Genomic DNA, 14,258 nt, shown 5'->3' with positions numbered 1-14,258 from the left:
CTTTCATTCTTGATTATACATTCCGCCCCATGGTTTCAGCAAGTGAGGAAATAGAAAACTCTGGCTTTAATGAACTATGAGCCAAAGAGTAAAGGACTTGCCCTAATCTTTTATTATCAGCTTCAAACTCTATTTTCATACGATGACTGTACTTATAGCCTTTAAATCTTCGCTTCCAGCTCTTATCTCTGTCCTGATAGCTTTCATATTCTGTATCGACATTAAAATATACTGTTTTAAGGTCTTTTCTCTGAAAGCCAAGTTTTTCAAACAAATCCTTGAGGAGCTCTGTATCTTCTGTTGACCTTCGGAGAGTATCTTCATATTCTTTGCAAAGTTCTTCCTTGCTGACATATAACCGGATCATATCCGGCTTTACTGCTATTTTACCTTTTCCCGTAACTTTAATTGTTCTCATTATCTTTGCTCTTCCTTTTAAAACCGCTATCATCTTCTTTGTCATCTGAATATACTTACCAAATGGATTAATCACAATTCCATTAATCTTTTCCCCTTCTTCTCATCTGAATCAGCATTTTTATCTCTACCAAGAGTATGATCAAACTCATCAAGAACATCCGTCATCAAGCCTTCATCAATCCGGCTTCTACACTCTGCAATCAATACAGCCGGAATTCCATAAAATGCTTCTGCAATACTGCCTGTGATAGCGCCAAGCGTGTCAGTATCTCCACCTAGTGATACTGCATTCCGTATGGCATCCTCAAAATCTTTGGATTCCAGAAATGCAATAATTGCCTCCGGTACTGTTCTCTGACAAGTCTCATCCATATGATATCCCGGTCTGATCTCATCAAGTGTTCTATCAAGATTGTAATGAAACTCCCTCTCGATGTATTCTTTAATTTCTTCTTTTGAAAATCCATTCCTAGCCATGTATATTGCACTGGCTGTTGCTTCTGCACCCTTAATGCCTTCCGGATGATTATGTGTCACATTTGCTGTCGCTCTTGCTACCTCTCTTGTTCTTTCCAGCGAATCATAAAGCCATCCCGCCGCTGACACTCTCATGGCGGATCCATTCCCATAACTTCCGTATGGCTTTGGGTTGCTTTCTCTAAGCCAATACCTGAATCTTCCACCATAACCTGCATATGGATATCTTTTTCCCCAATCCTGCATGTTAGTTACTAGCGCCTCTTCTATTTCCTTTACTGTAGCTTCCGTTCCGACTGCAAGAAGAGCTTCTCCAACTGCTATTGTCATAACAGAATCATCTGTAAAGTCACAGCCTTTAGTAAACAAATCGAATTCCTTTGTTTTATTTCCTCTGTCAAACTCAAATGGACTTCCTATAATATCTCCTAAAATTGCTCCGTACATATATGCCTCCAATCTCCGGATTGCTCCGGCAGCTCTTTTTCTTTGTTACAATATAAGTATAGTTGAGCGGCATCTTTATATGGTCGCTGTCCGGGCGACACTTTTTAGGACAAAAGCAAACGCCGATACTACAAGTATCGACGTAACATATGCCAATCAATATTTACTTGTAACCTCTTTATACTCCCAATATTTCATTCGTATACTTAAACAAAGTCACATTCAACTGCATAATATCATACTGCTTATCAATGATAGCCTTCTGTACAATCAGATCCACCTTACTGCTTGGACTAAATGCCCAATCTGCTCTGGCAAGTAAATCTTTTGACTGTTCCAGGTCAAGCCGCAGTGCGATACAGAGTGCCATCACAGTTTTCTTCTTTGGATGATAGTTCTGGTCACACTGAATCTTTGAAAAATGTTTCCTGTCAAGATTTGCCCGTTTCCACACATCTTTATTATCAAGATGTGCTTCGTCAATCAGTTCAAATAATTTATCATGAAAGGAAGCTCCTATATTGGCCAGCTGGTCTTCCAATGAAATATTTTCTAACGGCATGAGTAACTCTGTCATGCCTGTATCTGTCATTTTCTCAAGTAGATAGTTGTCTTCTTCTCTTTGAAGCATTTCTTCATTGAAATCTTCTTCTGCCAATTCTTTTATACGAGTACTTCTTCTGCTCCTTATCGGGTACTCTTTTCTACGGATTTCTCTGACGTAATTAGCATCTATATAAGAATCAATATCCCCAACAATCTGACCGGACAGCTGAAAAGACCTTTTATCAAACACTACCAGTATGATTTCCATTTCATTTTCAGTAAGAAACTGGCTGAATACTGACACAGCAATCTGTAATGCCTTGTTCTTCGGAAATCCATATACTCCTGTCGAAATCAGGGGAAATGCTATACTCTCACACTCAAGTTTCAATGCTTTCTGTAACGATTTTCGATAACAATTCTCAAGGATTTCAAATTCATGATGCTTTCCGTCTGTCCATACCGGTCCTACTGTATGAATAATATATTTTGCCTTTAAGTTGTATGCACCGGTAACAGCAATATCACCTCTTGCAATTTTGCCGATACCTGCTCTTTCGGCAAGAAGCTGTTCTTTTCCTGCCGCCTCATATATGGCTAAATCTGTACCGCTTGCACATATCGGATTCGGGTTGGCAGTATTTACAATCACATCTGCTTTAACTTTTGTTATATCGTTACGGACAATCTTAAATGGCATCGTGACACCTCCTAGTATTACAACTCTGTATAAGATATGTGATATTCAAACAACCGCATTCTCTTATCATTATGCCCTCTTAAAATAAGTTCCTTTGTCAGATTGTTCAAACAAATAATCCCATATACTTTTTTACCTTTGAATTTTTCACTTTTCTCAAACCATTCGAGGTACTGAACCGTCTGTTCATAAGCATCATCATAGCCACTGTCCTTCTTCAATTCGACAACATACAAATTTCCTTGATTATCCTCACATAATAAATCAAGTCTTCCAACTGGAATAATATATTGTCTGCCATACTCACCTTTACGTTTATACTCTTTAAGGTTCATACCAAATACTGACATATCACTTTCTATTCTTTCAGTAAGCTCATTTTCTAACAACTTTTCATTAGAGAACTGCTGTCGTTTTATCCCAATGTCTATTGTAACTTTTTCAGCACTGTCAGTATCATCAATATCTAATTCAACTGCTACATCACACTTCTTCAACCTTGCATTGTGATTATCCAGCTTTTTCACTCTGTCACGAATAACTTTAGCGACATTAAATCGGGTTACTACCGTATCGTATGCGTTTTTTGTTTTCCTTTTCTGCTGAAAATAAAAAAACACAGATAAGATACATCAAGCCTTGTTTGTGTCATTTTTCGGAGCGAAAATAAGGTAAATATCCCTTTCTAAGCCTTTCCGAAAATCGCATAAGGTATTTGTACTAACCTGTGGTTATGTATTGAATTATAGGTTTTTTGTATATAAGTTGGAAGTGAAACTCGTGTTATCAGAGAGTTATCAGTCTCAAATTCGTGATAAGCATCAAAATGAGAAATAATATAATCACCACGAGTAACTGGCAAAATAGAGAGTTCATTATCCGCAAAAATCCTTGGTAAATTAATTGTATGGTCAAACTTCGCCATCAGTCGTGGCTCTCGTACTTCCTTTATCTGCTTTGCTGAGATTTGAAATTGCCCAGTTCTCTCAATATGTCCTAATATATCGTACTTCTCAAATAGTTTTTCCCACGCTATGTCATTAAGACTTTTTTGACGATCACTTATAATTACGCACCACCACTTCGTTAACATCTCCACGCTTTGAAGCGACTGAATTAACAGCACGTTTCGCTTTAACAATGGTTATGTTGTAAGCTGCATATTGCTCCAATATAAATTCTGTTGCAGAATTTGAAAGCATAAACTTTATGCCACGAGCATTTAAATCATCACAACACTCTCTCAGTCTTATTTGATCTTCTCGTGAAAATCCACCTCTCGAGTATCCGGTAAAACTTGCAGTTTCAGAAACAGGATCATAAGGGGGATCAAGATACACAAAAGCACCCCTTGGAACATTTTTCAATACTTCGGCATAGTCCATTGTCGTCATACGAATATCAGCAGAATTAAAATATGCACTAACAGCCCTCAATACAGGTGCATTCACAATATTAGGATTTCGGTAATTACCAAACGGAGAATTAAACTCACCTGCATTATTTACACGATACAATCCATTAAAACAAGTTTTATTCAAATATAATACTCAAGCAGCTTTTTGAACATCAGTCAATGTCAAATAATAATCCTTATTGCGATCCCAGTCTCTAACTGCATAAAACTTGTTTAGCTGTATTTTCAAATTTCTCTAACTCTTCAATCAGTTCATCAACATTTTCTTTGATAACCGTATATACACGAATTAATTCTGGATTTATATCGTTTATATATGCCGTATTAGGCTGAAGATGAAACAACAATGCACCGCCACCAACAAATGGCTCACAGTATGTTGTAATTTTTTTGGTAACAGTGGGCGAAAAGTATCCAATAATTGTCTTTTCCCACCTACCCATTTTAGAACAGGGGCTACCAGTTTATTCTTTCCCATTTTGCCAACCCCTTTCTTTGCTTCGTTTTTTACATAAAAATTCGTTTTAAATTATACCACCTTTTTTGCTAAAATTCAATTACCTGCTACTGTCAAATAGGGTTGTTTCATGAAGCTTTCACCCTATGCAGGCATGGGTAGATGTTGAAGATAGTTTAGATGTATGGTAAATTAATGGTGAATATTTCCAGTGGATTAAGGATGAATATATGGTAGAATAACCCATATGGTAGATGGTAGACTTGTTCAAGAGACTACCATATCGGAATTTACGCGAGGTGCATTGATGAAACAACTATTGAAAATAGATTTACAAAATTATGAAAATTGCGATAGCGTATTTAGTAGACCATCTGTAAGAGGAATTATTCTCAAAGATAATAGCAAAATTGCACTTGTTTACAGTAAGAAGGAAAAATATTACAAATTTCCAGGTGGAGGGATTCACAAGGATGAAGATAAGAAAGAAGCTCTTATTCGGGAGGTTAGGGAAGAGGTTGGGTTAACTGTTATTCCGGAATCTATATGTGAATTTGGAAGTGTAATGCGTAGGCAAAAAAGCAACGTTTCGCCAAATACAATTTTTGAGCAGGAAAATTTTTACTATATGTGTAAAACAAAAAATCGGATTGTAGACCAAGACTTAGATGATTATGAAGCAGAAGCAGGATTTACGCTTAGGTTTGTTAGCTTGGATGAGGCAATTCGTGTTAATTCAGCATATAAAAGTGAAGATTATTTTAATGAAATCATGATTATGAGAGTTATGAGAGAAACAAAAGTGTTACAGATGATTAAAGACGCAATTCACTGAAATCAAATAAAAAGATTGTAGCTGTTCAGAGCAGACCGAATCACTTGCTGATGAGGTCGTAAGAACATGATTCGTAAAATTTAAAAGGACATAGGTAAAATGAGCTTAATAAAAAATGATATACCAATTTTAGAATATGACACAAACAGCAAGGCTGTTATTATGCCAGGACACAGTACGAATTTTCATTTTCCAGAGAGAGCAGTAATGCTGTTTATGGAAACAGAGATTGACGATTATGCTATGACAAATAAATGCGAGATTATCGGACAGTTTATTAGTATCACAAAAGTCTTTCCTGTATATAAAACGGTACATAATGGTGTTGAGTTGGCAATTTGTCAAGCTCCTTTAGGTGGGGCTGCTTCCACACAAATTATGGAACAGCTGATTGCGGGTAGTGTTAAAAAGGTTATAGCCACAGGCTGTTGTGGTGCTTTAGTTGCAGATAATGAGGGGGATTTTTATATCCCTACCTCAGCACTACGGCAAGAAGGTACATCTTATCATTATCTACCACCTTCACGAGAAGTCATGCTTAATCAATCAGCAATAAATGCGATTGAGAAAATCTTAATCAATCACAAATACAACTATCAAAAATGCAAAACATGGACGACAGACGGATTTTATCGTGAAACAAAAGAAATGGTGGAATATCGTAAAGAAGAAGGTTTTTCTGTTGTAGAAATGGAGTGTGCTTCTCTGGCTGCTTGCGCAGAGTTCCGAAATATAGTTTTCGGTCAGTTATTGTTTACGGCAGATTCACTTGCAAATATAGAATCACACGATACCAGAAATTGGGGTAATAATACTTTTGCGTTAGCTATGAATTTGGCAATGGACGCTGTAACGGAGGTGCAGTAATGCAAACAGAAAAAGAAATGTCTGTATTGGAAGCGACAAAATCGGGCATGATTTTAGGAATTTTTTGAAATTATTTTTTGAAGTGTAAAAAGACATAAAAAAAGATGCCAGGATTTCTCCTGACATCATAGTGACTGTGCCAACTTCGTGCCCAGTGGGCACAAGGTTGGTTCATCTCATCATATACTGTTGTAATTTGAACTACCCCAACCGACTAACGTCGGATGGGGATTCCTACGGGCTTTCGCCCGATACCCACTCGTTCAGCTCATGGGTGTTCCAACAGAGAACAAACCCGTTTTCAGGAATGTTTTTGTATGTTGGCGTAAGTCAGATATTCCCGTCCATCCAGCTCCCTGCCCACTCATTCAACTGACTGGTACAAAGTGACTGGTAAGAATATCCAAATATTTCTTCTATTTCTATATTTTTGTATTTCGCTTTTTCTTTTTTCTATCTTCTTTTATACATACTCATATCGATTATTTTGCGTCCATTTTTTCATTTCCGATGCAATGCTTTTTAAAGTTCCTTTTTTTCTTTCTTCTAAGACTTCATAAGGCAGTTCCCGGTAAAAACTATGGGGCGAAACTCCACGAAATGCTTTTGTTAAATGTTTCCATGCTGGAATGATGCTCACAATATCTGTTCCATTTTTTAGTTTTTCTTTTGCCTTTTCTGGTAATAACATAAGTAACCGCTCATCCGGTAACAGTTTTTCCCGAATTTCCATTCCTTTTAATCCAATCGTATACGATGCTGCTTCATGAATGGAAAGTCCAAATGGTCTTAAATACAAAAACTTCCCCATTTGGCTGGTATAAGCCGGATTCATTTTATAGATTCCAAAACTTTGTTTATAGGCTTGATTTTCCAAACAGCTCGTCATTTTTCGGTAAGCAAACAAAGAAGCATGTCGATTCTTTTTCTTACATCCATACTTCATTCCGTGTTTTGCAAGAGTGGTATCCAAATCTTCCATAATAAGCGGTTTCTTCCGTTCGGCGCAATAACATCCTACCTTTGCCATAACTCTTCCGATTTCTTCTGAAATCTGCCCTTTTGTTTTAAATTCCGGTGAAAAGCGAATGACTGTCCCACCCAGACGGTTTCCTTTTTCATCTAATTCTGAAACTGCTACATGGTCATAATTCAAATCAATCGAAACACAGCCTTTTTCAAAAGATTCATTGCAATCTTTATTTTCCAGTAAAAGCGTCACCGATACAATCAGATATCTTCGACCAGTTTTCTCTCGTTTCAACTGAAAATTATAACAAATCGCTTTTCGTTCCTGTTTTTTTGCCTGAAGCATTTCTTCCCAAAGTTCCTGTTGCCTTGCAAGATGGAACTTTTTAAATACCGTTTCTTTTCCATCCATACATTTTACAATCAAATTTCTTTCTTCTTTTCTGACCAGAAAGTTACAGTTTTTTGAAGTATGACGTCCCGGAAGGCTCATTGAAGCATGGCGGGATTCAAAGAATTCCTGTTTCCACTGTTCACGATCTACTTTTGGATTGTCTTTTTTTTGATATTGTTTTCTTCCACCAAATACAATTCTCTTCGGCGGAAACTTTTTTAACCATTCCAGCCTTTGAATGGCTCTTTTCTTAGAAGATTCCAGTAATGCAATTCTTGTTTTCAATCGACGAATGGAACGTTCTATTTTTCTTTCGTATTCTTCGGCTGGAAAGTATGTTCCATTCGGAAGAAAAATTTGGTTTCGTTCCATTGTAATTCTACACTTTGGATAAGGACGCTCCCAGATTCCGCTTTTAAAATAAGTTCGCAGAGAAGATTTGATTCCCTGCTTCTTTTCCAATTCTTCCTGTGTTCGTTTTATCTTTTGATTCCGTGTCTCAATGTCTTTTTCTTTTGTTCTCTGATACAATCGATTCAATTCCTTTTGAGAAGAAAGAACAGAAGAAGCATAAGTATAGATGGCACAATTATAATAGTCCGTTGTTCCATAGTTCCTTTTCAGCCAGGAGCTGTAGGTTTCTTCTAATAACGGACCTCTTTTTAAAAAGGATTTGTCATACAAGCAGTTATAGAGCTGGATTTTGATATGATTAAATCGTTCCATCGTCTGAATCAAAGACTCTACGTTCTGGATTTCATCCTCATCCAGATAATACCGCTTATCTGCATTTATCGTTCTGGTTAACTGCATGAAAACACTCCTTTTCTCAAAACGGTTTGTCGGTTGAAAATATAACAATAATTGAAATAGTCCTTGATTTATAGTATAATTATAGCACGAATCAAGCCGTTTTACAACATCGGTTATTTTAAAGAAAGGAGAAATTTATGGACAACAAAACTTATACCAGAAATGCTCATTCCGTCTGCTGTCTGACCTATCATGCTGTTTTTGTCATTAAATATCGAAGAAAAGTAATCACTCCAGAAATCCTTGCTTTTATGCGTAGTCACACAGATTACTTAATTTCACAGCGTTATCATGGAAAACTTTTGGAATTTAATGGTGAAGAAGACCACATCCATATCCTATTTGAACTTCCGCCATCCGCTGCACCTTCTGTTATTATCTGTAATTTAAAGACTCAGCTTTCAAAGGAAGTCCGAAAACGCTTCTGGGAACAAATTCACAATCAATTATGGAAAGATTCTTTTTGGAGTGACAGTTACTTCTTATCGACAACTGGCGGTGCAAATTTGGAAGTATTAGAACAATATATTCAACAACAAGGAATCGAAAAACAAAAACGGAAATACGTTCACCACAAGAAAAAATGAGCATTCATCCCCAACCGACTCGTCGGATGGGGTTTTCTGCTCTATAGTAGATAAACGCCACTCATCTTTATTACTTACAATGCTTTTTATTAGTATTTTAGTTCTTTGATAATGTACAGTATCATCTATCACAATACGGATAATACCCACAGGAGTATTGGTTCGTTGCGACTACGAAAATGATACAATTAAACGATGCACCCCCTATGAACACCCCTACACAAAAAAAGAACGCCAGAATCTTATCCAACGTTCTCTTCATTTTCACTTTCTCAAGTCACATGATGCTATCACATACATGTATAAATAAATTGTACCTCTGCATTTAACTGAAACAATCTCTGATCTTATTTGAAATATCAGAATCAACAAAGCCTTTCTGTGCCATATCATCAAGTATCCCACACGCTTTGTCATGTGACAAACCCTTCTTATAAGGTCTGTCTTCAGTAAGTGCCTGATAAATATCAATGCAAGCCATAATACGCTCTGGTTTATTTAATTCATCAGCAGTTTTTCCAAAAGGATATCCTTTTCCATTTAACTTTTCATGATGAAGAGCCGCCCAGTCTCGTATTTCCTCGAAATCATCTATCCCTGACAAAATATAATAGGTATATACTGCATGATGTTTCATCGTTTTAAATTCTTCATCGGTTAATTTTTCTGGTTTTTCCAGAATCTCATTCCCGATTGCGACCTTTCCTATGTCATGTAAAGCTCCGGCAATATACATTTTCTGACAGATATCCTCATCAAATCCCATGAACCTTGATATTTTTTCCGCAACACCCATTGAGTGGTTACTTGTAAAGGGTGATTTATAGTCCACAATATGGGCAAAAAGATCTGCAATAGCTTTAATCTGTGCAAAATTAAGTTCCAGCTTTATTCTGGGTACTTTCTTCCACAACATCGTATCCAGGGTTTCATTATCAATCATATGAATTTTTTCATCTGAAAAAGCATTAAAAAAAACTTCCACGCAGAAGGAATCAAACAATTTATCTTTTGACTTTATTACAAATTCTTCTGTTCTTTTCCACTCATCCGAATCTGATTTCATAGATCGGCAAAATATATCTATCGTATCACACATATGGATAATCCTTGCAAAAAACGGTACTTCATTCCATTGTTTTCCAAAAGGTTCACTTCCATCAGCGTTTTCATGGGGGGGGTACAGTATGACATTAGATACATCATTATGAAACGGTATATTTTTCAGAATTTTTTCTCCTATGGTACAATGCCTTCCCAGCTTCGTCACCCCGTTACGTAAAGCGTCATTTTGAAGCTCTTCCTGAATATATTGTGCCACTGCATTGTCGTGCAGCAATGCACACTCTGCCAGATCCTGCAGGCTTTGACCCTGTATACCCATTTTTTTCAGCAGTACAAACCGCCATATATGCCACACGTTTAGAATGATTGTTTGTTACTTTAATCAGCTCTGCCTCTACACAGTCCAATGCATATGAGCAGGCTGCTAATAACCCCAGCACATCAAATTTCATTTTTGATCTTGTCTCCTCCTTTGTTCTGTTTTCTGAGAAATCTGGAATATGCTTACCATGACAGATTTCTCAGCCTCGGATCAATAAAAGCATATGTTTTGTCTTTTCTTTAATTTTTCCATGACCGTTGGATATTTTTTATAATCTGTGTGAGGTAAGGCCTGGGCAGCTACCATCTGTTCCAGAAAATCATCCACTTCCGCAAATTGTATATAAGTCATTTCTTCCAGTATCTGATCAATATCTGCAAGAAGTTCTTTGTTCAGCAAAAGCTTTTGTGCTCCTTCCAGCGAAGAATTTCCAGCATTGATCATCTTCTCCCGTTCCATGTCAGGATACATCCCAATGGTAACGGCTGATTCCACAGATACATATTTTCCAAAAGAGCCGGCTACATAAAATCGATCTGCCTGATTCAGTTCAAGTCCAGATTCCCGGAGCATGATCTCAACCATTATATGTGCTGCGGCTTTGGTAAGAATAAATTCGTCGATATCTTTCTGATAAAAATACAGACCCGGAGCATATTCTATGCAAAGCTGACCTTCTCGTTTCTGAATAAGATTCGTTTTTTCAGGAGAAAACTTACCACGAATATCTATCCAGCCTTCTAAAAAAAGTTCCGCAATCAGATCGACAATACCGGAACCGCAGATACCCTTAGGGCTAATTTTTCCTGAAGAGTTACCAATTACATGAACATGGATTTTTCCACCTCTTATCCTCACGCTGTCCACTGCTCCGGCATCTGCCCTCATCCCGGTGTGTACTACACCGCCTTCCAATGCAGGCCCCGCCGCACCGGCGCCGCAAAGAAGAAAATCTTTATTTCCTATCACAAGTTCACCGTTGGTTCCAATGTCAAAGAAAACACTGATTCCATCCTTTTTATATAATTCCGTTTCAATCATTCCACTGATGATGTCACCACCCAGATAATTAGACTTCGCCGGATAACAATATACATAACCATTCAGCGGAATGTCCAGATCTTTTGCCGGCTGGAATCCCGGACGGTCTGCATGAACAGCATGTGGCGTATAAAAGACACAGAAAGCATCTATTCCCAAAAGAAAGTGGATCATGGTGGTATTGCCTGCTACTACCATAGACAGACATTTTCGTGACACCGGATGCTTTACATCCAGCTTATCCATGCACTCTATAATAGACTCAACTGTAGCAAGCCGTATCTCTTCCAGTTTTTTCCTGTCATCTTTGCAGAAAAAAATACGTGATAAAATATCGGTTCCCCACTGAATCTGTTTATTAAAGCAGCTCTCTTCTCCCAATATCTCACCACTATTACAATCTAAAAGTCTCACCACTACCGTTGTACTTCCAAGATCCACAGCCAGCCCATAATGCTGTCTGGCTGTATCTCCGCTTTCTATATCAACCAGCTCCCATTTTTCTCCATTCCAGGAAAGCGAAACGGTTATTTTCCAACCTGCACGATCAAGTAATGGATATAGTTGTCTCAACATGCGAACCGGAATATGAACCTCCTCTTTCACGCCCTCCGCGGATAAAGCTTCCAGAATGCGCTGCTGGTCTGAACGCTGATCCTCTTCGGTTGGAACAGAAAGATCAAGATATAATTTTCGGCTAAGACCTCTCATAGTATTCATCTCCCTACAATTTGTGCATTTTTTATTCTGTAAAAAAAGAAGGTCATTTGCTGTAACATGCCTTTTCATTTCATATACAGCATTTTTCACAAGATCTTTCTGAATTGTATTTCTTCTGTTAGTCATTTGCCCTCCTTATTAGGATTTATTCTTAATTAGAAGTATATATCAGAAGTTTTAAAATATCAATATAAAATTAGTAATAATTACTATTATTGAAATATTAGCACTTTGTAAATGTCCCTTTTTCGCACAATCTTATTCCATAATTTTTCGTTCAAAAACATATTCTATTTCAGATGATAAATCTCTTCTAAAATTGTATCCAAGTCTGTCAAACGTTTGTACGTCTGCAGGATTTTCAATTTCTTTTTCTGCCATATATCTGACCATCTCACCACGAGCCATCTTAGCATATGTACCTTTTGTTACCAGTTTATCCCCTGATTGTTCACAAAACGTAACCGTAATATATTTGTCTTTATCTGATAAATATTTTTCTATACATTTCGAGTATTCTTTTGATGCAAGATTAATGATAATCCTGCTGTCATCAAGCACTGAACGATATAATCTTTTACCACAATAGTCATATAGATTTTTGGTATCTTCTATTTCAGCTTTCGCCTTCATCTCCAGGCGATGCCTTCTTTCATCAGCATAATCATTGTATCAGGATAAAGTTCACAAAGTATCCGCAATACATTCCCATAAGTTCATGTCATTATTGAAATTGTACATATTTCAGTATGAAAAGTTCACCATTCAAATTCTGATTATTATTTCTCCACATACTCTTCTGCCATATGTACTGCCATAGCACCATCTGCCACTGCTGTTACTATCTGACGAAGTAACTTTGTTCTGACATCTCCTACAGCATAAACACCCGGAATACTCGTTTCAGTGTTTTCACCTGCCACAATATATCCTTTATTATCCAGTTCTATCTGATTATCTAAAAAATCTGTTGTCGGTTTTCTTCCTATACTCACAAACAGGCCGTCACATTCTATAATGTTTTCTTCTCCTGTGACTGTATCTTTCAACCGCACACCAGTCAATCGTTCTCCATAAATCAGTTCATTTACTGTATTGTTCCATCGAAACTCTATATTTTCAGTTTTCATCAGCTGGTCATGGTAGATTTTCGTTGCACGTAATGTATCTCTTCGATGAACAATGATGACTTTCTTAGCAATTCGACTTAAAAGAACAGCATCTGATACAGCAGAATTTCCACCACCAACAACCACCACGATCTTATCTTTATAAAACATACCATCACAGGAGGCACAATAAGCAACCCCATGACCTATCAATTCTTTTTCTTTAGCGAGACCAAGTTCTCTTGGATTTGCTCCAGTAGCAATCACTACTGTTTTCCCAATATAAATTCCCGAACTAGTTTCTACTCTCTTAAGCTTTCCTGTTAAATCCATATTAAAAACTTCAGCATATTCACTTTTAGCGCCAAATTTTTCCGCCTGTTTTTGCATTTTCTCTGCCAATGAAAATCCGTCAATTCCATTTTCAAAACCAGGATAGTTATCAATCTGCCAGGTCAATGACATCTGACCACCTGCAGATAATTTTTCTAAAACAATGGTATCAAATCCTGCTCTGGCTGCGTATAATGCTGAAGTATACCCTCCAGGTCCTCCCCCCACGATAATCATATCGTAAACATGATTTTCATTCATACAGCAGTCCTCCTTTTATTTTTCCAATGCTTCATTAATAAAATTCTCTATCATTATTTTTGATTCAGGTGCAACAATAGAATCTATTGCCTTTCCATTTCGATATAAAACCAGCGTAGGAATCACCTCAATCTTTTCAGCTTCTGCAATCTGTGGTTCTTCATCAATATTTACTTTTCCAGCAACAAGAATATCGCTGTATTCTTCACTTATTTTTTCATAAGCTGCTCCAATTCTACGGCAATAACCACACCAAGGTGCCCAGAAATCAACCAAAACCGGTTTTTCCTTATGAATTAATTGTCCAAACTTTTCTTTATTTATATTTATAGATGTCATATTTTTCAACTCCTTCTCCTATTTGAACTTAATATACCCCAAATAAGTGCTTGCTTCCGTGATGATATCACAGAAAAGATAATTTACTTTATTACACTTCTTTTTATTTCTATTTATGGCATATGCCAGTTATATAATT

The 14,258-nt window shown here is 37.1% G+C and carries 15 protein-coding genes and 2 pseudogenes; 3 read left to right on the top strand and 14 right to left on the bottom strand.

What is annotated here, in order from left to right; translation table 11 throughout:
• Nucleotides 1-13: 13 nt before the first annotated feature.
• The 7 genes from ACYQ2D_RS11540 to ACYQ2D_RS11510 all read right to left on the bottom strand — a co-directional run bounded on the left by ACYQ2D_RS11540 (nucleotide 14) and on the right by ACYQ2D_RS11510 (nucleotide 4,450).
• Nucleotides 14-463, bottom strand: coding sequence for an SIMPL domain-containing protein (locus tag ACYQ2D_RS11540; RefSeq protein WP_243182777.1), 450 nt, complete (start codon nucleotides 461-463; stop codon nucleotides 14-16).
• 26 nt (nucleotides 464-489) lie between these two features.
• Complete coding sequence (locus ACYQ2D_RS11535; RefSeq protein ID WP_117456478.1) at nucleotides 490-1,344, bottom strand: ADP-ribosylglycohydrolase family protein; 855 nt, start codon at nucleotides 1,342-1,344, stop codon at nucleotides 490-492.
• Between the two features lie 178 nt (nucleotides 1,345-1,522).
• On the bottom strand, nucleotides 1,523-2,590 hold the full coding sequence (locus ACYQ2D_RS11530) for a macro domain-containing protein (protein ID WP_459785489.1): 1,068 nt from the start codon (nucleotides 2,588-2,590) through the stop codon (nucleotides 1,523-1,525).
• Between the two features lie 17 nt (nucleotides 2,591-2,607).
• Nucleotides 2,608-3,210: an endonuclease NucS domain-containing protein gene (locus tag ACYQ2D_RS11525; protein WP_459785488.1), complete on the bottom strand. Its 603-nt coding sequence runs from the start codon at nucleotides 3,208-3,210 to the stop codon at nucleotides 2,608-2,610.
• Nucleotides 3,211-3,275: 65 nt separating this feature from the next.
• Complete coding sequence (locus ACYQ2D_RS11520) at nucleotides 3,276-3,683, bottom strand: type II restriction enzyme (protein ID WP_408610104.1); 408 nt, start codon at nucleotides 3,681-3,683, stop codon at nucleotides 3,276-3,278.
• Complete coding sequence (locus tag ACYQ2D_RS11515) at nucleotides 3,649-4,131, bottom strand: DNA adenine methylase (protein WP_459785486.1); 483 nt, start codon at nucleotides 4,129-4,131, stop codon at nucleotides 3,649-3,651. Before ACYQ2D_RS11515 ends, ACYQ2D_RS11520 begins: the two co-directional genes overlap by 35 nt.
• Nucleotides 4,132-4,201: 70 nt before the next feature.
• Nucleotides 4,202-4,450: a DNA adenine methylase gene (locus tag ACYQ2D_RS11510; RefSeq protein ID WP_459785485.1), complete on the bottom strand. Its 249-nt coding sequence runs from the start codon at nucleotides 4,448-4,450 to the stop codon at nucleotides 4,202-4,204.
• Nucleotides 4,451-4,771: 321 nt separating this feature from the next.
• Here ACYQ2D_RS11510 and ACYQ2D_RS11505 point away from each other — a divergent pair, with 321 nt between their 5' ends.
• Both ACYQ2D_RS11505 and ACYQ2D_RS11500 read left to right on the top strand, forming a co-directional pair.
• The gene (locus ACYQ2D_RS11505; RefSeq protein ID WP_459785483.1) at nucleotides 4,772-5,299 is read left to right on the top strand and encodes an NUDIX hydrolase; all 528 of its coding nucleotides are present in this window, start codon (nucleotides 4,772-4,774) and stop codon (nucleotides 5,297-5,299) included.
• A 99-nt stretch (nucleotides 5,300-5,398) separates the two neighbouring features.
• Nucleotides 5,399-6,166 carry a nucleoside phosphorylase gene (locus ACYQ2D_RS11500; protein ID WP_459785482.1) on the top strand — a complete coding sequence of 256 codons (768 nt, stop codon included), beginning with the start codon at nucleotides 5,399-5,401 and terminating at the stop codon, nucleotides 6,164-6,166.
• A gap of 463 nt (nucleotides 6,167-6,629) precedes the next feature.
• On the opposite strand, the gene ACYQ2D_RS11495 is transcribed toward ACYQ2D_RS11500, so the two are convergent.
• Complete coding sequence (locus ACYQ2D_RS11495) at nucleotides 6,630-8,342, bottom strand: hypothetical protein (protein ID WP_459785481.1); 1,713 nt, start codon at nucleotides 8,340-8,342, stop codon at nucleotides 6,630-6,632.
• 137 nt (nucleotides 8,343-8,479) lie between these two features.
• Here ACYQ2D_RS11495 and tnpA point away from each other — a divergent pair, with 137 nt between their 5' ends.
• The gene (tnpA, locus tag ACYQ2D_RS11490; protein WP_022304752.1) at nucleotides 8,480-8,929 is read left to right on the top strand and encodes an IS200/IS605 family transposase; all 450 of its coding nucleotides are present in this window, start codon (nucleotides 8,480-8,482) and stop codon (nucleotides 8,927-8,929) included.
• A 325-nt stretch (nucleotides 8,930-9,254) separates the two neighbouring features.
• Here tnpA and ACYQ2D_RS11485 read toward each other — a convergent pair whose 3' ends face one another.
• The 6 genes and pseudogenes from ACYQ2D_RS11485 to ACYQ2D_RS11460 form a co-directional block, all read right to left on the bottom strand.
• Nucleotides 9,255-10,313, bottom strand: a complete 1,059-nt coding sequence (locus ACYQ2D_RS11485; RefSeq protein WP_459785480.1) for an HD-GYP domain-containing protein — start codon at nucleotides 10,311-10,313, stop codon at nucleotides 9,255-9,257.
• Nucleotides 10,314-10,526: 213 nt separating this feature from the next.
• Nucleotides 10,527-12,068 (bottom strand): ASKHA domain-containing protein, encoded by a 1,542-nt coding sequence (locus tag ACYQ2D_RS11480; RefSeq protein ID WP_459786175.1) that lies wholly within the window; start codon nucleotides 12,066-12,068, stop codon nucleotides 10,527-10,529.
• 48 nt (nucleotides 12,069-12,116) lie between these two features.
• Nucleotides 12,117-12,203: pseudogene (locus tag ACYQ2D_RS11475) on the bottom strand (Fur family transcriptional regulator); the annotation flags it as partial.
• Between the two features lie 132 nt (nucleotides 12,204-12,335).
• Nucleotides 12,336-12,722, bottom strand: a pseudogene (locus ACYQ2D_RS11470) (YaaA family protein); the annotation flags it as partial.
• A 134-nt stretch (nucleotides 12,723-12,856) separates the two neighbouring features.
• Nucleotides 12,857-13,780, bottom strand: coding sequence for a thioredoxin-disulfide reductase (gene trxB / locus ACYQ2D_RS11465; RefSeq protein ID WP_005421617.1), 924 nt, complete (start codon nucleotides 13,778-13,780; stop codon nucleotides 12,857-12,859).
• Nucleotides 13,781-13,795: 15 nt separating this feature from the next.
• On the bottom strand, nucleotides 13,796-14,119 hold the full coding sequence (locus ACYQ2D_RS11460; RefSeq protein WP_015524989.1) for a thioredoxin family protein: 324 nt from the start codon (nucleotides 14,117-14,119) through the stop codon (nucleotides 13,796-13,798).
• Nucleotides 14,120-14,258 lie beyond the last annotated feature (139 nt).

It is taken from the genome of Blautia stercoris (assembly GCF_054657695.1).
The sequence above is the reverse complement of the archived record's forward strand: the minus strand, read 5'-3'. Positions and strand labels throughout refer to the sequence as shown.